The following is a 20972-nucleotide window of genomic DNA, read 5'->3' on the forward strand; positions in this document are numbered from 1 at the left end:
TGAAGAGCACGAGTTCTGTTCGGTCAGAGCTAACAGGTGCTCTGCAATGTGTTTGCTGAAACATGACTTCATTTTTCAAAGCGCGTCCTGAAACCTCACTCAAAGAGTTCCAGCGAAATTAATTTCCTTTGTTTTCAGTCTGTTACGTCACCCATGAGGCCACTGGGTCGCGCCTGGCACGCCCCGTGCATATGTAGCTGCGAGCGCAAACAAATCGTGCTCTTCCCGAACCCAAGCAAATCACGGAGATTTATCATGACCTCGCTGATGATCAAAGACCTGTCCCTCGACAAAGAACTTAGCCGCAAGGAAATGACCGCAGTAAGCGGCGGCAGCGTATTCCAGAACAACGGCGTCAACGCTATTGCCAATGGCGCCGGCTTCTCGTTCGCCAGCCCGAATGTCATTACGGCGCCCGTCACCCAGGTCGACGCATCGACAAAGACGTACGTCGATCTGACCACGCTTAACAATTCGATCAATAACCTCGGCGGCCAGGTTCTGGCGAAGCAGTTTTAAGCTTCGTCAATCATTTCCGAAGGAGAAGGCGTCACAGGGGTATGGGTTCCGTTGCGACGGTTCCCATCAACGTCAGTTCTCCTCATGGGCATGTCAGGTGCTCGTCCAGGCCCGTCCCTCGCAGGGACGGGCTTTTCTTATTGCACGCTTTTCGGCGTGTTCGAAGCCGAACCGGGGTTGTGCAACCGCGTGACGATGGTGGGATGACCATATTCTGTCAACGACGTGTGTGTTGTCGGATGCTCGTGCCTGGTGGGAATCTGTCGGACAACGGGCGAGAGGCGCGACGAAAGCTCCTTCTGCCATCTTCTGAAACGCTTCTGCACGCATGGCATCGGTCAGGGCAATACGTCTGCGAGCCACGTCACAGCCTTATTCACATCGGCGGCGCTCAATCCTGCCGCCGCGACGACCGGTTGGTACGGCCCTGTTCGATCAACGCAAACAGTTGCCCAGCAATGTGTTTGCTCAAACAAGACTTCATTTTTTCCCGACGCAGCCTGAAACCTGATTCCGAGAGCGCCGGCGAAATTAATCTCCCTTGTTTTCAGTCTCTTACGTCATTTATCGGGCCACTGGGTCGCGTCTGGCACACCCCGTGCATATGTACCTGCGAGCGCAAACAAATCGTGCTCTTCCCAACCTGAACCGAAGCAAATCAAGGAGATTTATCATGACCTCGCTGATGATCAAAGACCTGTCCCTCGACAAAGAACTTAGCCGCAAGGAAATGACCGCCGTCAGCGGCGGCAGCGTATTCCAGAACAATGGCGTCAACGCTATTGCCAATGGCGGCGGCTTCTCATTCGCCAGCCCCAACGTCATTACGGCGCCCGTGACCCAGGTCGATGCATCGACGAAGACGTACCTCGATCTGACCACCGTTTCCAATTCGATCAATAACCTCGGCGGCCAGGTTCTGGCGAAGCAGATTTAACTTTCGTCAATCATTTCCGAAGGAGAACGCGTTACGGGGGGATGGGTTCCGTTGCAGTGGTTCCCACAAACGTCAGTTTTCCTCATGAGTATGTCAGGTACTCGTCAAAGCCCGTCCTTCTCAAGGACGGGCTTTTTTATCGCACGCGCTCTTTTGGCGTGTACGAGGGTACGGTTGAGCAGTCTTTCGGGCTTGGGACTCGACAATGTCGATGATCGTGGTGATCTGCCCTGGAATTTTCGGACCAGGCGAAACTTTAGGTGAGATGGGTGAAAAGCGAAAAAACGGGGTGTGGCGAGGGCTACACGACGCGGGTTAGAGGCAAATCACCTGTAACCCTTTGAATTTCCTAGTGCGGAGGGCTACTGAACTGTTGTAAAAACGCAAATCAGATACGCCGACTTTTCTACGATGGCTTTCTAGCGTGCCCCGTTCGCTGCCCCCAACACCTCAACGCTGCGAAAGCGACCGCGTCGCCGGACCATCGGGATTCGAACAGAATCATCAGTTGACTGCTTTCGGGTGCATGCTTACACGCATAGCGCGAGCGTCCCACAGGGCGTGATGCTGATGGCCATGCTCGGAAAAATACTCGTCTAGTCGAGCTGAGCTTAGCTTAGTCCAGATGTTCTCGTGCCGCCACCCCAGAGGAAGTCCGCCCCCAATCAAGCTTTCCAGCAATTGCAGGTCGCCTTCGAAGTCATAGCAGACAACGGGACGGTCTTGACGGGAGAAGCGTCCCAGCCACTCTTGCACCTCTCGCCGCAGCTCCAGATATGGCATGGACCGCCCCGCCGGCGTACCGAGTTGCGGCATCACGACTTCCCGCACAAAGTCGCTGCAGCGGGACTGGTCGAACTCACTCGATTCGCCGTAGAACTCGGCACCATTTTCGGCAACAAGTGCGATGCTAATCAGCTCTCGGTGTTGCAAGTGAGTGAATTCGGTGTCTACAAATACGCGCATGTTCAGCTCTGTTAAATGAATGGTCGTCACTGCACAGGTTCGTCATCGACGACATCGGCATTGATACGTACCAACGCCCCCCGATAGTCGGCCGCGTGAAGTTTGGGTGCAATGGCGTGCAGTTTTCGTGTGCCAGACGGGCCAGCCGTCTTGATACGTATCAAGATGGCCTCCATCCAGTCATCGCGCCGCCCGATAACGTCGACGCTGATACGCATCGACGTCCAGTCGATAGCCGACCGCTGAAACCCGCGTGTCGCAGCGGGCAGTTCTCGGCGGCCAGTCTGGGATTCGAACGTCCTTACCCGCCAAAAGCAGCCCTTCCACCACTGGGACATTTCTCCTAGCGCCGTCTTTCATGGACCGCACACGCTGCAGTCCTCAGTCGACACAATCGACGCTAGCAAAAGTCCGATTCGTGGGTCGTTATGCTGCAACCGCCAACCCGAAATCAGGAATACCACGCTCGAGACGCTTCCGTCCGCCGCCCGTGAGCCCAAAGGTTTTGCCCTCGTCAGTGGTCTCTACGAATTCGCATTGCGCGAGCAGTAACAGCGCCTGGCGCAGCCGGAACCGGGCAAGCCCCAGGTCTACCTCCGGGATAGCACCCTTCGCAGTGACCCGCTCCAGGCCGTTCTCGCCGATAGTGAAGACGAACCGGTTGCGCCCGTCGCGCGCCTGAATGGTCCGGTCGCGTGCGACCGTGAAATGCAGAAGCACGACATAGAACTGGACGATGTGCGCGAGAAACGCGGCCGGCCGCTCATCCTCGAAGCGTTCGAGCACGCCCCGCAGCGCCTCGAACGACAGCCGGTCGACGGGCGGTACAGTCTGCAGGACATACGGATTGGACAAAAGCTGTCGAGCCTCCACCGCGCAGTACACAAGCGCCTTGTAGGCCTCGACCAGAGCTTCGTCTTCCTGTGGCGTGCGCTGGCCGAAATTGCACACCCTCAGCAGTCGGCCGAGCACCTCCTCGACGCGCAATTCAGGCACCTTGAGCCCCGCCTCGTAAAAAGTCTTTGCGGTGCCTCGCAGCTTGTCGAGATGCGCAACGTAGCTGCTCGCACGCGTCCGGTGCTCTTCGGGCAGCGAGCGCTCCATGCGCTCGCCAAGGCCTTCGGCACACGCCACGATGTCGCGGCGCGGGCGCTCATCCACCACGGCGTCATGAATCCAGCTCGCGACGTTGCGCGAGAGGCTGTCGAGGGCCAGCCGGGACAGTTCCTTCAGCTGCACGTTCATCCACCAGCCGTGAACCTCGTCGAGGCCTTCGAGATTCACTGGCACGCCTTGAAGCGTCGCGCCGCGCGCCATCGTGTACCGAATCGCGTCGACTTCGATGCCTCGCTGTAGCCCGGGCTCGCTCGGGCTGCTCTGTTCCGCTTCCAGCGCTCGCAGCACCAGCGCGATGCCGTTACACCGGTACTGCACCTTTGCGCCCGTGATGTCCTCGCTCACCTCCGGGTAATAGGCTCTCGCAAACACCTGCCGTTCCTGCTGCGACGGCGTGCGCACGTCCAGGAGGTCGCCCATCTCCGCGACCTCGTCGCGGCACGTCGTCACCTTGTTGAGATTGGCGAGCCAGTCGTACCATTTCGACCCGGCGATGGCCGTATCGTATGCGTCTGCGAGCTTCTCCCCGGCATCGGTCAGGATGTACGTGCCACGCTCGGCACGGCTTCCCCTGATGAAAGCCAGACCACCCTCGAGACTCGGACGGTACTGTACCGGCGTCAGATAGTGCGCGCCCGGGTCCGCGACCTCGGCCGTAGGGTCCGCCTCAAGCAGCTTGGCGACTCGCTCGCTCGGAATCTTTTCAAAGCTCAGGGTCACCCGACTGTTGTCAGCCGGAAAGCGTCGGTTCCTGCCGGCGAGTCCCCGGACATCCTTCATCCTGTTGTACCAGGTGAGAAGCAGCTGGATTTTTTCCAGACCGGCTTTCGACAGCGCCGGGATATCCGGATTCGGTGTCGACCTGGCCGTGTCTTCAATGCGGCGAATCATCCAGCAGATGGCCGAATAGATGCGCACGAACTCGACCACATTGTTGATGCCGGGAAACACGCTGCGGTAAAAGGCTTCGATGAGCGCACCCGTGCCGAGCGGGTCGGCAGCGTCCGTGTCGTCCACCAATTGTGTGTAATGCGGCGCGGTGAGCATCGAGTTACCCCTTGTATCGGCCTGCGAGGCCTTTCTTTGCCAGTTCAGCCTTGTCCAGCCCCGAAAACAGCGCGCGCTGGCAGTTGGTGCACAGCGCCGCGCGGCGCGAAACGATGTCATTCAGCTCACTCGGCTTGATGGCGACATAGCAGCACGGGCACGCCGTCGACTTTGCCTGCAGGTTGCCGAATACTTTGTCCCGTGAGGTCCTGTGCTGCCGAACCGCGCGAAATACGCTCTCGAACTCGCGGGGGATATACGGCTTTTCGGCGGGCTTGTTGACCACAATCTCGATGAGGTCCTCGAGCTGCTTCGTGAGCGTCAGACACATAGCGATGACCTGACCGCTCGTCGCGACATTCTCATGGTCCGCCGACGGCACCCGCTCGAACCACCGGGAATGGAGTGCCATGCGCGCCAGTTCCTCGATTTCGTCCGCTGGCACAGCACGGCGCGCGACCCGCTCCAGGGCTTCCTTGACGGCCTGAAGCGACGAATCCTGGTGGTAATGGGCGGCACAGCACGCCATTGCGCAGAAAAATGGCAGCAGCTTCTCGCGGTTTTGCGTGCTGTAGTCGAACTTCGAGTAGCGCGCGAGCCAGCCGTCGATGACGAGCAGCTCCCACGGCACATTCGGGTCAGCCTTGCGCGGCTGATTGTGCGCCAGCGCGCGCTTGAGCACCGCGCAGCCTGCCAGTTCCACAATCATCGGCACGATGGCCGACTGGGCATCCAGCTCAAGCGCGCGCGGCAGGCTTGCGACGAACTTCTGGAACAGCGCATTGCCCGCTTCTTCCACGCGCGCCTGGTCGGAATCCGCATCGTCGTCGTCGTCGTACTCGGCCCGGTCGCTCATGAGCAACTTCAGCCGCGGCGTGCCCCCAGCAGCGGCGTCTTTCGGCTTGCTTTCTTTCCGCGCGTCGCCGGAGGATGCATCGCCAATCGGCAGCTCGCCCGTCAGGTCAGAATTCACCCAGCGCAACGCAGCCTCGAGCGACACCCGAGTCACCGAGGCCGAAGCGCCCAGTGGCGTGAGGTCTTCGAATCCGCGCCGCCACTCCTCGTAGCTCAGGGACTGGCGAGGAATGCCTGAATCGTCATCATGCGCGCCCCCCCTGGTGCGCCCTTCCGGCGTGGACTGCGGCTGCTTCATGCCAAGCGTCTGCACCCACGTGAAAATCGCGCCCATGTCGGCGATGTTGAATTCGCCGGCACGCATGCGGTTCGCCGCTCGAAGGAGCTTGCGTTCTGCATCCGTTGCCGTGAGCTGCAGTTCGACGTTCAGCCACCCGGACGCACTGAACTCCCCGCCCGTCAGCACCACGCGCAAAGCGCGCGTACTCTCAAGGTCGTCGGTCACCCTGACGTCGAACGCGCCCCGTCCAGCCAGCCGAACGTTGGGGACGGTCTTGAGGCACTGCTCCGCCTCCCAGATGGCCAAGGTGACCTGCATCTCGCCGGGCGCAGGTGTGACCGTCCCCACGATGTGCTGCGACGCACGCCACGTCGCCTGCACAGCGGGATGGCGCGCGGTGAGCGACATCGACCTGAAGTCGCACGGCACGTATGCTTTCGGTTCGATGGCTGTCCATGTAAAAGGCGTTTCGGCGAGGCGACGCACGAGCGCCAATTCGACGTTGGTCGTGCTCTCGAGGCTCTGCGAAGTCGCGTTGACCGAACCCGTCATGACCAGCACGCCGTCTCCGGCCTGCAGCTCGAAGCACTTTGCATGCGGGAATCGGTAGCTATCCTCCGTCTCAGCGACGACGTATTCGACGGGCTCGACGAAGCAGGTCAACGACTCTTCGAACGGCGCATGCGCCGTGACGCGGCTGATGCCCACCCGGATGTTGAACGCACGGACGGCGGCAGCGAGGTTCTGTACGGGCTCGCCGGACGGCGAGTGATAGGGAGACAGCACCGTCAGCGTCTCGGGCCGCTTCAGCCTGTCTGCGAGCACTGCAAACTGGTCGGCGGCCGGCTGGTTCAGCGTGTGGACTAGCCAGGTGGTGCGCGCGTACTCGTCGATATCGCCGGCGGCCGTATGCAGTGCCCGCGCGCGGCGCTCATAGGCGCGCAGAATCGCCGCATTCTCCGGCGCGAACTCGTACTTGCCGAGAAGCGCCTCGACGAACCCCGCGAACTCGCCGAAGACGGCGGGCTCGCGATACGACGACACCGCGTCGACCACCTCCAGATTCTTGCCGTGCCCCGAAAGCGTGAGGTTCGCGCTCGACACCATCAGGTGGTCGTGCTGCCCGTCCTCCATGTACACGAGCTTCGGGTGGAAGACCGCGGAGCCTTCCATGTTGACGGGGATGACCCGGTAGGCGTTGCCCGCATGGAGGCACGTGGCCTCCTCCGTCGACTTGCACGCCTCGCGCGCGTCGACCAGCACGTCTATCTGTTCGCACCCGCAATTGCGCAGGGCTGGCAGGACGAATGTCTCGAACCAGGAAATGCTGAAGGTGTAAGTGGTGAAAAGCGCGCGGCGAGGCTTCGCCTCATGGATAAGCGACAACAATGTCTTCTGCATAACCCCGGTCCCCGGGCGGCTCCTCTGTCGGAAGCAGTCCACGTTTACTTAAATAGCAGCTTCTCGCATAGCCACTCGTAATGTAACGCAAACAGGCTACCTACGGTCGTGGCTGACGCCGACCGAATTCGTCAAGACCCACCCAATTGCGCCATCATCGTCACGACTCCGGTCGTCCTCTTCGTCCAGCGGCTCGACCCGCCACGCGACCGGGCTGTGCTCCTAGTGAGAACACGACTCCCGTTACCCTCTGCATTTGGTGGTTAGGCACCTTTTGCCGGGTGATTCATTCCCGCTGGTCGCGCCGAAAACTTGCACCAGCCCCCATGGCCGGCAACTGGCAGAGGAGAAAAACTGGTACGTATTCGAATTAGGAACTTCCGGTCTGTTTGCTGCGTATTCGACGGACATCGTACACATCGCCCCAAACGCGCTTTCGTTCAAATACCCGTCCTCCGGGTTGAGGGTAAGGAACACGACGGAACACAACCTCCAGAAATCCATCGCTTCCTGAACGATTGCGACGACAGCGAAGTACCGTTATATGCGGGGCGGTGCACCTGTGTCGTGAAGAACAGGATGCGCACGTCCACCGGTCTGGGTCCGTTTCAAAAGCGACGCGTCGCAGTAGCCGCGCTTTCGTTCCGCCCTGGAGGAATTGTCGCTCGCGAGTTTCGACAATTGTGCTCCTCTTTGCGAATCTTATCGAGATGCCGCAAGTCGCCGAGAGGGAATGATTGGTCGCCCACGTCTCGGCTCGCGCAGGACTGCGGCATGTGACGTCACCCTGGTGGCTTCATTTCTCACGGCCACCCGTCGCGCCGACGGAATGCGGATGATTGTCCAGTTTTGCGACGATTTTCGCATGGCTGTCGAAAACTAAAACACGCGACCAAAGCATGTACACACTCCGGATGACGGGCTATCTTCCACTGGATTTAGCGGGAAAGCGGTTTTGCCCGCTTATATGTAAAAGGAGGATTCGTACTATGCCGCGGAGCACCCTGCTGCCATCAAACAGAGCCGTCGCGCTAGCCGATATCATCAAAATGACACGAGAAGCCACGGCGCTCATCCCCGAACTCCGCAGGAACCTCAGAATCCGCGAGCCGAGAAAAATGGCGCCCAGCTTCACGTGCTCGGACATCGCGGACCTATCCGGGATAGCAAAGGTCGATGAGCTTAACCTACGCCGGGTCCATTACCTGGCCAAACATCCCGACAGAGAATATCCCTCCGGCACCATCGCTGAGCCGGAGGGCCACCGGGTATTCACCGTGAAGGAGGTCGGCGACTGGGTCCAACAGCTATCTGCCGATTACCAAAAGCGCCGGACCCATCGGGCTGCGCATACTAGTGGACCTCTCGGAAATGTACTTGCGGTGTCCAGGCATCGAGGCGACGCGTCGCAAACCACCACCGCGATGTGTCTTGCCCAAGGCCTGACCCTGCTCGGTCGCGAAGTCCTCGTTGTGGACCTCGACCCAGAGCAGTCGCTCACCGAAATGTGCGGACTGTATCCGGAACTCATCGACGCAAAGGACACTGTATCGCGCTTCATTGACGACCCTGCGATGGACGGTGGGCTTGCCTGCGTGATTCGCGGGAAGACCTACTGGGATAGGCTCCACGTCATTCCAGCGCACCCGGGACTCCAGTGTGCTGAGTGGCGACTCGCGAGGATACGGATGGAGGTGCCCGGTTCTTCTGGCTATGCAACTCTTCTGCGTGAGGGTTTGGCAACCCTTCGAAAGCGGTACGACTACATTATCGTGGGCACGGCACCGGGGCTGACTTACCTGAATCTGAATGCGCTGGTGGCTGCCGACGCCTACGTCATCTCCCTCGTTCCGGAAAATCTCCACCGCTTGAGCGCGAGTTCATTTTCGCCATTGTTTTACCCCGTTGGCAGGTCAGCACTGAAGCAGGCGCGGAAAACGCGCCCGTTCAAACTTGAGACGGTGCTGTTGTCCAATGTTAGCGACAGGCCCGACGAAACAGAACTGCGAAATCGCGCGCTGGTACAAGATATGTTTGGTAGCAGGCTGAAAGTAATCGAAGGCCCTGCAAGGCCTCACCAGGGCAGGGACGAATTCTATGAATCGACCGTATTCGACCTCCGTCAAACCTACGCCGAGTATGACTCCGTATTCAATTGGGCGACCAGATTACGCAGAAATTGCCGGATCAAGGCCTCACTGGCATATACAGAAATATCTTTTCGCCAGCACAACAATGACGTCGGATTGACTTCGCGGTACGATCAGTTGCCAGCCCAGCGATTGACCGGGAAGTACGTCGGGTTCAGCGCAACCCAGTCCGGCTTGCCCTGGCTTTTAACGATGCGCGTACGGTCGTTCGAGCAAAGCACGATCAGGGCACGTTGCACAGCAGCCTTGGTCATTCCAAAGTTCGGCGCGAAACTCAGCAGATCCTTCAGCTTGACCATGCCTTCGCCAGTACGGCGTGCCGCATCGAACAGAACTCCTTCCAGGTACGTCGCATCCTCGTGCTCGCGCGGTACCTGCGGGGTTTCCGGCTTCGGCAGAAATCGCAATTTATATTGCTCCGTGTACCAGCGGCCGATGGCGGCAGCACGCTCCACGGTTTCATCCGAGATATCACCTGGCAACTGCTCGAATACGTGCATGCCAGCGGCCATGCGCTGGATGTTCTCCGGCTGGCGCGCAGCGTGTTCCGGCAGATACTGCAAATCACCGCCAGGCAGCCCCCGGACTCGGTATTCTTCACGGATGACCTTCAGGCCGAATGTCGCTTTCGGCGAGAAACGAACCGACGCGCGCGACATGCGACCGTGTATGATTTCCCACCACACGTAGAGCAGGTGGTTCGCTTGGTCATCCCACTGGCTCGTATCGATCGGCACGAGATTGAGGTCCACCGGATCGCCGGCATACTCAGCGAACTGGGTGCGCGTGGCGAGACCCACAGTACGCATACGGGTACCGTACTTTTCGTCGACTTGCTGACGAACGTGCGGTTGCGTCAGCACCAAGCTCATGAAGCGCGGTTCGTGCAGGACATGGCGACCCGTCGTCGTACGCTCAACGGAGAAGGTCTGACCGTCGTACAGTTGATTACGGACGTTTGCGTAGCGAGTCATGGAGCCCGTTTGCGCCGACGAAAATTCATCGTCGATTTCATTTGCGATCGAGTATTTCGCCATGCACTTGATGATGACCGGCATAGTCGCGTTGTGCACCACATGCGTTTCGATTCGATCATCACTCTCGGGCTTTTCGAGCTGGTCACGCTGGAACTGAAGCATCCGCGCGAATGCCGCATTCTTTACCTCGGTCTTACCGCAACCGGAATTGCCGCTCACCATCGTGTTGATGCCGAACACACCCATGTGGCCATTCGGCGAGATCATGCTCGCGACCGGGTTCGCGTATGCAATACCAGCATGCAGTACGACCGGACCGGCAACATTGGACGGGATGCGGACAACCGAATGCTGTGCATCGTAGAGCGAGCGCATCTTGGTTTCGAGAGCGTCACTCGGGAAACGGTTGACGTCGGGCAGATGGAAGCCGTGCATATAACGATTCATGCCGCCTCCAGCATCGAACGGACGTCGGAAGCGCGGAAGTACCAGCGGCGACCGAAGCGGTGCGGCTTTAGGCCGTGAAAGTCGCCTTTCTGCGAAATCGCTTTGCGGATAGTCTGTGCTTGGCAGCGCAGATAGTCGGCGGTTTCGTCAACAGTCCAATTCGGCATGGACAGGAACGCCGGCGGGTTAGCCGGCGGCGACGGGAAGACTACGGCCGTGTGATCGACGGGGAGGGCGCGAGGGCGATCAGCCCCCATTACCGGATTGAAGAGATTCATTTTCCTTCTCCAGGTCGCGAACGAGAGACGGTTCGCTGGACGTCGGGTCACTCATGTCGATCTAGCTGGATCGGCGATGACCTGGATACGGAAGATATTTGCCCTTGCGCAGAAAATCGCGCCGATGTCGCTTAGCGACTGTTAGCGACGTTAGGCGACGTCGCCACCAGCTCTTTTTCTAGATGTAGCTCCGTCCTTGCGCCGGCGTAGCCGGGCACCAAGCGCGTCTTTGCTGATCGAATTGATACAGGGACGACCTGACGAATCATGGTCGTTGTATTCAAGGCCACCATTTTTCGAGATGGTGGTTGTAAATGGCGGAAACTCATCGAGTGCGAGTTGCTTGAGCCGTAGCCACACATCTGCCGTTTCCATGCTGCCGTTTGCATCCGTGATGGCCTGGTCGATGGCGGGCTCCAGCAGGTCACGACGCTGCTTTATCCGCCTGACTTTGGGCCCGGGGTCACCGTCAGATTGCAAATCCGTCCCAGCAGTGACGGGGTGCAATGAGTCCTCTGGCAAACGAAGCAAATCGTGCGCGATGCCTTCGCGATTCAGAAAAGCGAAGAGCTCGTTGCGCTCGAACCCCAGATGCTTGACCCATTGAGCCTCTGCTGGATCGAACAGCGGCGGCATACCAGCAGGCTCTTTAAGATTTGGCTCCAACCGTCCTTCAAGATGCGCCAGTAAAAAACCTTCGTCATCGCATGCGATCCGTTCGACAACCATCATTGCCCGATGCTGGTCTTCCGCATCTAAACGTACGGCCATGCCAGTGGCTAACCAGTTACGCCACTTCGGCGCTTTGCTGCCCGCCTCAAGCAAATGAAAGTGTAAGGTCGATGCAGCTCGCCATCGACAACCCGTTTCTTTCAGAAAACTCTCCAAGAAATCAAGCGGGATGTTCATGAGGTGATCGCTTTGATTCTCGCTTTCCCGACATGGACGGAAAGAGGAAACATATGCTTCGATAGCTGTCGTCAACTGATCTGGGATAATGCATCGCCTAGCTATTGCATCTATCGCCTCGTACAACTTGACGCACCGAGGAGGAACATTCGACTCCGCGCCTCTCTCTCGCTGTGGTGTTTTCATGAGCTTCATGTTCAAACTATTCCTGATGTACTAATAGCGAGATTGCCACATACAGCATCTATACGACGGCATTGGCAACCTCGGCATGGTGGGCATCCTCGCTTGTAAGCCGCATCATCGCCGCGCGGACTGCCGCCAAATTTTGCGCGAGTCGGATCAGATGTAATCCGCTCGGGCCTCTCACTGCCGACAGCCAATTCTGAACGGTTCTCTCGCTTGCCCCGGTCATGCGCGCCAGCTTCTTCGCAGCGTGTCTCGAATCCCCCACTTCCTGTTTCAGTGTAACCGCGATAGCAAACGCGTATTCGCTGTCATTGATCCTTTTCAGCTCGCCCGGCAACTCTTTGGGTGTTTCCCGCAACATCTTTCCGCCCCCCGAAAGTATATTGTTTCCGACCTCAATGTGAATGGCGACGGGGCGCGCGGAACTTGAAGAGCAACGGTCTCCAGAGAAGCGGGGAATGCGGTGATCCGACGGGTGCGGACAAATCGTGCGGTAGATGCCGGCGGCAGGGAACGTGCTGCTGCCTACGTCCGTATGTCCACTGCGGTCGAAAAAAGCGTCGTGCCGATCTGGTCGTCGTCGAAATCTCGCGGACGTCGAGCGAGGACATCCAGAGCGGCCTGCTGGAAGCCTACGAGCAAGGTACATTCAGGGGCGAAGAACTGCTGCGTGTGCGCACGCGGATCAGCAAGCGAGCCACAAGCGATCTACACACTCAGCAATTCGCCCACTCGTCACGTCCGAGAGCTTCAGCGGGCGCAGTTCGGCCAGAGCGCCGGGCCGGGTCATGCCCTTGCCATGCTTTTTGGGGCGGCATGCTGCGGGTGATCGTGGTAATGGCGCTCGCTCCAGAACAGTTTGCGGCTGTCGACGTACTCATCCCAAGCCTCGCCGGACGTGACGTCGCGTCGCTGTAGCGGGAGAAGAGCCCTGCCATCGCAACGTCCACGTAGCTCGAAAAAATCCGCAACCCCTCGCGCAGCATAGAGCTTACTGGGCCCCCTATCTGTGAACTTCGTTGACAGCCGGGGCTCTCGGATTCAGCTTTAGGGGCGTCGGGCCGCTTTCTCGCATCGCCGAAAATCCGTGCCCGCTACGCCAGGGGAGGTGCCCATGCCGCTCACCGATCTGGAAGTTCGCCGGGCTACACCACGAACGAAGACGTATCGGATTTCGGACGGTCGCGGAATGTATCTCGAGATCGCACCCACCGGGGGAAAGTACTGGCGCCTCAAATACCGTTTCCTCGACCGCGAGAAGCGGCTGGCGCTTGGCGTCTACCCTGACGTCACACTCGCCCATGCTCGCCGCAAGCGCGACGAGGCGCGTGCGATGTTGGCAGACGGTGTTGATCCAGGACAGGCTAAGAAAGAAAAGAAGCGCTTGGCCCGGCTGAACGCGGCGACGACCTTCGAGGCGGTCGCGCTGGAGTGGTTCGACAGACAGGCTCCAGGTTGGGCGGCAAGCCATTCCGAGAAGATCATGGGGCGCCTGACGAAGGACTTGTTCCCGTGGCTTGGCTCGCGGCCCATTGCGGACATCACTCCGCCGGAAGTATTCGAAGTGCTACGTCGGGCCGAGTCGCGAGGGGCTCACGATACCGCGCATCGGCTCCATCAGAACTGCGGTCAGGTCTTCCGCTACGCCGTTGCGACCGGGCGTGCGACCCGCGATGTCAGCGCCGACCTACGCGGCGCGCTGCGACCGAATCGGCATACTCATTTCGCGTCGATCACGGATCCCGTAAAGGTCGGTGAGATGCTCCGCGCCTTTGATGGCTTTTCGGGCACGCTTGTCGTACGCGCTGCCCTGCGGTTAGCGCCGTTGTTGTTCGTGCGGCCCGGCGAGCTGAGGCTGGCCCAATGGGCGGAGATTGACCTCGAGCAGGGCCAATGGCGCTATACCGTTTCCAAGACGAAGACTGAGCATCTGGTGCCGCTTGCTACCCAGGCAGTCCAGATGCTGAGAGAATTGCAGGCGCTCACCTGCCAATGGCGCTACGTTTTCCCGGGCCGCGATCGCAAAAAGCCGATGAGCGGTGCGGCGATCAATGCCGCGCTTCAACGACTCGGTTACGACACGAAAACGGAAATCACCGGCCATGGTTTTCGCGCAATGGCGCGCACGATTCTGCATGAGCGTCTCCGCTTCGCTGCCGACGTCATCGAGCACCAACTGGCCCACCGCGTACCCGGTGCGCTTGGTAACGCCTACAACCGCACCCGCTTTATCGAGGATCGGATCGCGATGATGCAGGCTTGGGCAGATTACCTGGATCGGCTTAAAGTGGGTGGATATAGGGCCGAAGCGGCCGAGAAACGTTCGAGGCGGGCGAATTTTTGCGTCACCATGTGACGGCAATTGGTGGAGGCGATGCCATGAGCACGCTAACTGTCACCGCGCGGGGCCGCGTGACGCTTACGAAAGAGGTATTGCAGCGCCTGGGCATCGAGCCCGGCGGGAAGGTGGAGCTGCATCTGCTGCCGAATGGCCGCGCCGAGTTGCGGGCCCGCACGCACGAAGAGCTCCTTCCGGGATCTGCGGGGCATCCTGAAGAGCAGGACAAACGGCGCTCGATTGAGCATTCGGCAAATCAACGAGGCGATAGCCGAAGCCGGCCTTGCATTGCCGGACAACGACAACAAGCGTGACAACAGCGCATCTGACCCGCGCGAACCGTAAGCGGTCCCACAGCTCGCCCGGCAGAGCGATCTATATGGATTGGCGTGTACCAAATCCGGTTACATGGCGGTTACACGGACCGCAGAAACAGAAAAGGGTTACAGGAAAAACACCTGTAACCCTTTGATTTCACTGGTGGAGCGGATGAGGATCGAACTCACGACCTTCGCATTGCGAACGCGACGCTCTCCCAGCTGAGCTACCGCCCCACGACGCGTCGATTCTAGCACAAGGTTTTTTTCTTTTGCGACGCTCAGCTACGCCGCCAGAAGTCACTTCAACGGCGCGCCGGCGAGCACCCAGTCCACCACCGTGCGGATATCCGCATCGCTCATTGCCGGGTGCGACGGCATCGGAATCGCGCCCCAGACGCCTGAGCCGCCGTCCTTCACCTTCTTCGACAGTTTTCCCGGCGCCTGCGGATCGCCCTTGTACTTGCCGGCGATCTGCTGGAACGATGGCCCGACGAGCTTGCGGTCGACCGCGTGGCATCCCATGCACGCGTTGCTGCGGGCGATGGTCATCCCGCGCGGAGCATCGGCAGCAAAAGCGGCCGTCGATGCCGCGACGTACAGCCCCAATCCGATACACGCGGCCGGCACGCCGCGCTTCAAACGAACCACCCCCTTCATTGGCTCGCCTTCGGATTGCCCGGCTGCACGGAATTAGAATTCGTGACCGGCGCGGGCGCCTGCGTCTCGAGCGGATGCGAACTCACCGACGAATCCGGCACCGCGCCGGTCGTGGCTTCTTCAGATGGCGGCTGCGAGGCGCCCGGCGCACTCGCCGACGAAGCTGCCGCAGCGTTCGCCGCCGCGGCTTCCTGTGGCTGAATGTACTGGAACACCTTCACCACCTGCGCGACCCCCATCACACGGCTCGCGACATCGGAGCCGCGATTGCCTTCGTCGACGGTCACAAGCCCCATCAGATAGATATTGCTGCGTTCGCTGACCACCTTGAAGTTGTTCGCCGAGATGCCCTTCTCCGCGATCAGTGCCGATTTGACCCGGCCTTCAAGATACGTATCGTTGGTGCGCGACGAGAACGAACTTGCCGGCGCCACGGCCAGTTCGTTGACGATCGCGTTCACGTTGTTGATATTGCGCACGACCGCCTCGGCCTTCTGCTTGTACGTGTCGCTCGGCACTTCACCGGTGATGAGGACGCGCCGGTTGAATACCGCGACGTTGACGTGCGATGCGTCTGGCACGTTATCGTTGATCTGCGACAACGCCTTGACCTGGATTTCCCGATCTTCGGTCTGCGCGCCAAGCGTGCGCCGGTCGGTCGCGACCATCGCGCCGCCGCCCGCTGCGCCCGCCAGGGCCAGCACGCAACCCTGCAATGTCGCCGCCAGTCCGGCAGCCAGGCCAACCACCAGCGTGGTCCTCGCAAGCGTGTTCTTGACGCGGTTTGCGCTCATCAACCTGTTCCCCTTCGAAATTAGTCTTCACCCAGCAACATGGCATCGATGCCGTCGCACAGGCAATGGATGGTTAGCAAATGCACTTCCTGAATGCGCGCCGTACGATCGGAAGGTACGCAGATTTGAATATCGGTATCTGTCAGCACTTCGTTCATCCGTCCGCCGCCCTTGCCGGTCAGCGCGACGACGATCATCTCGCGTTCATGCGCGTCTTCGATCGCGGCCAGCACGTTCGCCGAATTACCCGACGTAGTGATCGCGAGCAACACGTCGCCGGGCTGGCCGAGCGCACGCACCTGCTTCGAAAAAATCTGCTCAAACGAATAGTCGTTGGCAATTGCGGTGAGAACCGACGAATCGGTGCTCAGCGCAATCGCCGGCAGACCAGGGCGCTCACGCTCAAAGCGGCCAATCAGTTCGGCCGCGAAGTGTTGCGCGTCCGCTGCCGAACCGCCGTTACCGCACGCGAGAATGCGATTGCCATTGGCAAGCGCGGCGAACATCGTGTCGACCGCTGCGGCGATCGGCATCGACAGGGTTTCAAGTGCTTCGAGTTTGACTGCCGCACTGTCGCGGAAGTGCTGTTGAATGCGTTCGACTGACATCGAGTCTCTATCTTGTGCCGCAAGGTTGGTACTGCGACGAGGCCGCAGCGCACGCGGCGTGTGTGTAACGACCTAAAGGGCTTCGGACGTGCAGGCAGCCCCGTTGCGTGTCCGGCGTCGCACGACCCCGTAACGGCCAGCACGCGTCCGCAAGTTTAGCGTACTCACGCGAGCGTCCGGAACGTACGTTCACACTTCATCGGCACGAAACGCGTCGCGCAGCCATACGAGCCTGCCCGCTTCGAACGCGACGACGTCGAAGCGGCACGCGGCCGTACCCGCTGTTCGCGTCATCAGGTAGTGCTGTGCGGCATGCACGATCTTCCGGCGCTTCTGCCAGCCGATACTCGACGCCGCACCACCGTAGCCACGCCGACTGCGGGCACGCACCTCGACGAAGACCAGCGTGCCGTCGCGCTCGCGCATCACGAGATCGAGTTCGCCGCCCCGGCACAACACATTGCGAGCGACGAAGCGCAGACGTTGACGCCGCAGGAACTCCAGCGCACGCGCCTCGAACGCCGCTCCGACGTCATTGGACCTGCCGTATCCCGAAAAGTTGTCAGGAGCTGGGCCACTGGCAGTGGCGACCGATGTGCCGCGCGCCGGCTCCGGTGCGCGGACCGCTGCGTGGCACAATGTCGGCCTTGTTCTGTCTGTCTGCGTCTTCTGCCTCATGACTCCTCTCTTCGAACTCGCGCAAGGGCAGCAATATCCCGCGGCCGCGCTGTATGTAGTGGCGACGCCGATCGGCAACGTCGCCGACATCACGGTGCGCGCATTGCACGTGCTCGGACTGGTGGACCGGATCGCCGCCGAAGACACGCGCAACACAGGACAACTGCTCGCGCGTTATGGCATCTCGAAGCCGCTTGTGGCTGTGCATCAGCATAACGAGCGGGCAGCCGCGCAGCGTGTAATCGAGCATCTGCAGGCGGGCGAACGCGTGGCGTATGTCTCTGACGCAGGCACGCCCGGCATTTCGGATCCTGGCGCGAAACTCGTCGACGCCGTGCGCGACGCTGGCCTGCCTGTCATTCCGCTGCCCGGGCCGAGCGCGCTCGCAACCGCACTGAGCGCCGCCGGCGACTGGGTCGAGACGTTTTCGTTTCTTGGCTTCCTGCCTTCGAAAGCCAGGCAACGAGCGGCCACGCTTCAGCAACTCGCCGCTCACCCGCACGCGATGGTGTTCTATGAAGCACCGCATCGCATCATAGAAACCGTGCGGGCCCTCGCCGACGCATTGGGTGGCGAACGCAGGCTGCTGATTGCACGCGAGTTGACGAAGTTACACGAGGCGCTGCACCGGTGCACCCTGGCCGAAGGGCCAACGTGGCTCGAGGCCGATCCCAACCGTCAGCGCGGCGAATTTGTGCTGGTAGTGGAAGGCGCCAGACCTGAGACGGCGGGCGAAACGGATCACGATGCGCTGCTTGGCATCCTGATGGAGGAAATGTCGGTGAGCAGTGCAGCGAAGGTGGCCGCGGCTATCACGGGTGCATCGCGCAACGCGCTTTACACGCGCGCTCTCGCGCTCAGAAAAGACTAAGGGCCGCACGCAGCGGCCCTTCCCCAGTCACAACCGGTTGGCGGACGGATCGTTTAGATCTCGCCATCGGCTATCAATGCATCCGGCAGACAACGCGCCGCCGGTCTTCCCTTACTTATCTGAGTTCGAATTCGACGCCAGCGTCTCGTTGATTTCGGTCTTCGCTTCCTGCTGCGAAAGCCCTTCGATTTTCACGCGCGCCGTGCCGAGATGCTGCATGCCAATGGCCTTGGCGGCCGCATACGACAGGTCGATCACGCGACTGCGGACGTACGGGCCACGGTCGTTGATCCGCACGACAACCGAGCGCGAAGTGTCAGGATTCGTTACGCGGACGTACGAGCCGAGCGGCAGCGTCTTGTGTGCCGCCGTGAGGGCGTGCATGTCGTAGCGTTCGCCGTTCGCAGTGCGGCGGCCATGGAAGAACCGGCCGTACCAGGAAGCGCGGCCCGTCTGTTGGAAATCGGAAACGTCGGGGCCCTTGTCGGAGAGCGGTTCGGCGTTGGCAAGCAACGTGCCGTTCGCGTCGCCCGACGTGCCCGTACCCGCGCCGTACGCCTGAGGCGCACCGGTGCCCACCAGACGTGCACCCTTTGTGGGCAGCGACGCGCCGCCGGTCTGTTCGGCCGGGCCAGGGGGCATCGCGCACCCTGTCAGCACTAAAAAGGCAAAAAGACTCCCGATACGTCGAGTTAGTCGAACATTCATAAGACGTTTTTTCGTTGTCGAGCCGCATCTCGCAGCCAGTGGCTACGGATTGCATGCGACTCCGGCGGCCAAGGCAAAGCAAAACGCTGCGCTATGCGCAGAGCTTCGAAAGCCCGGATGCGACACACTCTGCCGCTACCGCACGGTTAGTTTTCACGTCTGGCGCAACCTGTCCCCGGCAGCCTGACCAGACCCCACAAGCCGCCATCGAACGTGGCAATCACATTCTTGCGCCCCGAACACAGGACGCAGGAACAGCGGCGTAGGCCCCATCCAGCAGCACGGCAGCAAGGCCGTTGCAGACGCGTTGCGCCTGGCTGGACAAGACGTGCGCATCGACCGCAGTCGATGCGTGATCTGCCGTCGAACACCGACGGCACTTACTTGATGGCGATCAATTCAGCCACCCCAAAAAAGGGTGACACATCGCCTGTTGACAGCACGATTTCCGTGCACGATGAGGCCATTATACCCAAAACAGTTTTTCGGGATGGCGAGCGACCCAAAACCTTGATTCATTTTCACTATTGATGCAAAAATGAGCATTACCTATCCGCCATTCGGCACATGGGCGGCGGGCGACGGCGGCCGGTACAATCAGGACTTTTGCAGCGTTGCGTCGTCCTCATGAAAGTCACTCTCATCCCTGTTACCCCGTTCCAGCAGAACAGTTCGCTGCTCGTCTGCGAGTCGAGCGGGCGCGCCGCGATCGTCGACCCCGGCGGTGACCTCGACGTGATCCAGGCTGAGGTTGCGCGCCAGAACGTGACCGTCGAGAAGGTGCTGCTCACGCACGGTCACATCGACCATTGCGCTGGCGCGAAGACACTCGCCGCGCACTACGGCGTGCAGATCGAGGGCCCGCATGAAGACGAGCGCTTCTGGATCGATCAGCTGCCGGCGCAAAGCGCGCGCTTTGGCTTTCCGGCCGCGGAGGCTTTCGAGCCGGACCGGTGGCTCCAGGATGGCGAATCGGTCCAGTTCGGCCACGAGATGCTCGAGGTCTACCATTGCCCCGGCCACACGCCCGGCCACGTGATCTTCTTTAGCCGCGCGCATCGGCTTGCGCTGGTCGGCGATGTGCTGTTTGCCGGCTCGATCGGACGTACCGATTTCCCACGGGGCAATCACGGCGACCTGGTCCGCGCGATCCGCGAAAAGCTCTGGCCCCTCGGCGACGATGTGACCTTCGTGCCCGGCCACGGGCCAACGTCGACCTTCGGCGCCGAGCGGCGCACGAACCCTTACGTCGCAGACGGAGCCGGCGCATGACCGATGAAATCTATGTGAGCACTGACGTCGAAGCGGACGGCCCGATTCCGGGCCCGCACTCGATGCTCAGCTTCGCGTCGGCGGCTTACACCGCTGACAAAAAGCTCGTCGCCACGTTCTCCGCCAATCTCGAATTGCTGGACGGCGCTGCGCCGCATCCGGTACAGGCCGCGTGGTGGCAAACGCAACCCGATGCGTGGGCCGCCTGCCGCAAGGACCTTCAGAAACCCGACGCGGCGCTCAATACCTACGTCGAATGGGTCGAGGCGCTGCCCGGCAAGCCGGTGTTCGTTGCGATGCCGGCCGGCTTCGATTTCACCTTCATGTTCTGGTACATGATGCGCTTTACCGGCCGCTGCCCGTTTTCCTGGTCCGCGCTCGACATCAAGACGCTCGCGTTCGCCATGACCGGCCTGCCGTACCGGAAGTGCATCAAGCCGCGCCTTCCGAAGCACTGGTTCGACGATCACCCCCACACCCACGTCGCGCTCGACGACGCAATCGAGCAGGGCGCGCTCTTCTGCAACATGCTGGCGGAATTGCGGACCACGCAACAAGCGCGCGTGATCGACGAAGATGGGGACGGCTCAGGACAAAAAGCCGCCGGCGAACCGGCAAATTAGGGAATCTCGCTCGTCGGGAGCGTTTTACATTG

Annotated in this window: 20 protein-coding genes, 1 tRNA gene and 1 pseudogene; 8 read left to right on the forward strand and 14 right to left on the reverse strand. The window is 60.4% G+C overall.

The genetic code is table 11. The annotated features are described in order from the left end of the window. The first annotated feature begins 255 nt into the window (after window positions 1-255). On the forward strand, window positions 256-519 hold the full coding sequence (locus P3T23_RS04080; RefSeq protein ID WP_429314925.1) for a hypothetical protein: 264 nt from the start codon (window positions 256-258) through the stop codon (window positions 517-519). Between the two features lie 673 nt (window positions 520-1192). Beyond that, entirely contained in the window at window positions 1193-1456 is a 264-nt protein-coding gene (locus P3T23_RS04085) for a hypothetical protein (RefSeq protein ID WP_429314926.1), read from the forward strand. 504 nt (window positions 1457-1960) lie between these two features. Here P3T23_RS04085 and P3T23_RS04090 read toward each other — a convergent pair. The 4 genes from P3T23_RS04090 to P3T23_RS04105 all read right to left on the reverse strand — a co-directional run bounded on the left by P3T23_RS04090 (window position 1961) and on the right by P3T23_RS04105 (window position 7106). Then, complete coding sequence (locus tag P3T23_RS04090) at window positions 1961-2452, reverse strand: hypothetical protein (RefSeq protein ID WP_429314927.1); 492 nt, start codon at window positions 2450-2452, stop codon at window positions 1961-1963. Next, on the reverse strand, window positions 2449-2640 hold the full coding sequence (locus tag P3T23_RS04095) for a hypothetical protein (RefSeq protein ID WP_429314928.1): 192 nt from the start codon (window positions 2638-2640) through the stop codon (window positions 2449-2451). Before P3T23_RS04095 ends, P3T23_RS04090 begins: the two co-directional genes overlap by 4 nt. Before the next feature lie 208 nt (window positions 2641-2848). Then, window positions 2849-4585 carry a hypothetical protein gene (locus P3T23_RS04100; RefSeq protein ID WP_429314929.1) on the reverse strand — a complete coding sequence of 579 codons (1737 nt, stop codon included), beginning with the start codon at window positions 4583-4585 and terminating at the stop codon, window positions 2849-2851. A 4-nt stretch (window positions 4586-4589) separates the two neighbouring features. Beyond that, window positions 4590-7106: a hypothetical protein gene (locus P3T23_RS04105; protein WP_429314930.1), complete on the reverse strand. Its 2517-nt coding sequence runs from the start codon at window positions 7104-7106 to the stop codon at window positions 4590-4592. A gap of 1133 nt (window positions 7107-8239) precedes the next feature. Between P3T23_RS04105 and P3T23_RS04110 the strand changes: the two are divergent. Then, a pseudogene (locus tag P3T23_RS04110) lies at window positions 8240-8968 on the forward strand (ParA family protein); the annotation flags it as partial. Between the two features lie 416 nt (window positions 8969-9384). On the opposite strand, the gene P3T23_RS04115 reads toward P3T23_RS04110, so the two are convergent. From P3T23_RS04115 to P3T23_RS04130, 4 genes are all read right to left on the reverse strand, one after another. Beyond that, the gene (locus P3T23_RS04115; protein WP_429314931.1) at window positions 9385-10494 is read right to left on the reverse strand and encodes a DUF3987 domain-containing protein; all 1110 of its coding nucleotides are present in this window, start codon (window positions 10492-10494) and stop codon (window positions 9385-9387) included. Window positions 10495-10691: 197 nt separating this feature from the next. Further along, entirely contained in the window at window positions 10692-10973 is a 282-nt protein-coding gene (locus tag P3T23_RS04120) for a helix-turn-helix domain-containing protein (RefSeq protein ID WP_429314932.1), read from the reverse strand. 150 nt (window positions 10974-11123) lie between these two features. Then, complete coding sequence (locus P3T23_RS04125; protein ID WP_429314933.1) at window positions 11124-11882, reverse strand: hypothetical protein; 759 nt, start codon at window positions 11880-11882, stop codon at window positions 11124-11126. A gap of 244 nt (window positions 11883-12126) precedes the next feature. Further along, complete coding sequence (locus P3T23_RS04130) at window positions 12127-12432, reverse strand: hypothetical protein (RefSeq protein ID WP_429314934.1); 306 nt, start codon at window positions 12430-12432, stop codon at window positions 12127-12129. A gap of 753 nt (window positions 12433-13185) precedes the next feature. On the opposite strand from P3T23_RS04130, the gene P3T23_RS04135 reads away from it, so the two are divergent. Both P3T23_RS04135 and P3T23_RS04140 read left to right on the forward strand, forming a co-directional pair. After that, window positions 13186-14427, forward strand: a complete 1242-nt coding sequence (locus P3T23_RS04135) for a tyrosine-type recombinase/integrase (RefSeq protein ID WP_429314935.1) — start codon at window positions 13186-13188, stop codon at window positions 14425-14427. Between the two features lie 23 nt (window positions 14428-14450). Beyond that, window positions 14451-14723, forward strand: a complete 273-nt coding sequence (locus P3T23_RS04140) for an AbrB/MazE/SpoVT family DNA-binding domain-containing protein (protein WP_429314936.1) — start codon at window positions 14451-14453, stop codon at window positions 14721-14723. A 164-nt stretch (window positions 14724-14887) separates the two neighbouring features. Here the strand turns inward: P3T23_RS04140 and P3T23_RS04145 are convergent. The 5 genes from P3T23_RS04145 to P3T23_RS04165 all read right to left on the reverse strand — a co-directional run bounded on the left by P3T23_RS04145 (window position 14888) and on the right by P3T23_RS04165 (window position 17466). Further along, window positions 14888-14963 (reverse strand) — tRNA-Ala (locus tag P3T23_RS04145). A gap of 63 nt (window positions 14964-15026) precedes the next feature. Next, window positions 15027-15386, reverse strand: coding sequence for a c-type cytochrome (locus tag P3T23_RS04150; RefSeq protein WP_429314937.1), 360 nt, complete (start codon window positions 15384-15386; stop codon window positions 15027-15029). After that, the gene (locus P3T23_RS04155; RefSeq protein ID WP_429314938.1) at window positions 15383-16180 is read right to left on the reverse strand and encodes a BON domain-containing protein; all 798 of its coding nucleotides are present in this window, start codon (window positions 16178-16180) and stop codon (window positions 15383-15385) included. The genes P3T23_RS04150 and P3T23_RS04155 overlap by 4 nt, the downstream gene beginning before the upstream one ends. Before the next feature lie 20 nt (window positions 16181-16200). Then, window positions 16201-16788 (reverse strand): phosphoheptose isomerase, encoded by a 588-nt coding sequence (locus P3T23_RS04160; protein ID WP_429314939.1) that lies wholly within the window; start codon window positions 16786-16788, stop codon window positions 16201-16203. Window positions 16789-16977: 189 nt separating this feature from the next. After that, window positions 16978-17466 (reverse strand): YraN family protein, encoded by a 489-nt coding sequence (locus P3T23_RS04165; protein WP_429314940.1) that lies wholly within the window; start codon window positions 17464-17466, stop codon window positions 16978-16980. Between P3T23_RS04165 and rsmI the strand changes: the two genes are divergently transcribed. Then, window positions 17465-18337: a 16S rRNA (cytidine(1402)-2'-O)-methyltransferase gene (gene rsmI, locus P3T23_RS04170; protein WP_429314941.1), complete on the forward strand. Its 873-nt coding sequence runs from the start codon at window positions 17465-17467 to the stop codon at window positions 18335-18337. The two genes, P3T23_RS04165 and rsmI, sit on opposite strands and share 2 nt — an antisense overlap. A gap of 111 nt (window positions 18338-18448) precedes the next feature. On the opposite strand, the gene P3T23_RS04175 is transcribed toward rsmI, so the two are convergent. Further along, window positions 18449-19045, reverse strand: a complete 597-nt coding sequence (locus P3T23_RS04175; RefSeq protein ID WP_429314942.1) for a septal ring lytic transglycosylase RlpA family protein — start codon at window positions 19043-19045, stop codon at window positions 18449-18451. A 627-nt stretch (window positions 19046-19672) separates the two neighbouring features. Between P3T23_RS04175 and P3T23_RS04180 the strand changes: the two genes are divergently transcribed. Both P3T23_RS04180 and P3T23_RS04185 read left to right on the forward strand, forming a co-directional pair. After that, window positions 19673-20317 carry an MBL fold metallo-hydrolase gene (locus P3T23_RS04180; RefSeq protein WP_429314943.1) on the forward strand — a complete coding sequence of 215 codons (645 nt, stop codon included), beginning with the start codon at window positions 19673-19675 and terminating at the stop codon, window positions 20315-20317. Next, complete coding sequence (locus tag P3T23_RS04185; protein WP_429314944.1) at window positions 20314-20940, forward strand: exonuclease; 627 nt, start codon at window positions 20314-20316, stop codon at window positions 20938-20940. The genes P3T23_RS04180 and P3T23_RS04185 overlap by 4 nt, the downstream gene beginning before the upstream one ends. Window positions 20941-20972: the final 32 nt, after the last annotated feature.

The organism is Paraburkholderia sp. GAS448, from assembly GCF_050435685.1.
Classification (GTDB): domain Bacteria; phylum Pseudomonadota; class Gammaproteobacteria; order Burkholderiales; family Burkholderiaceae; genus Paraburkholderia.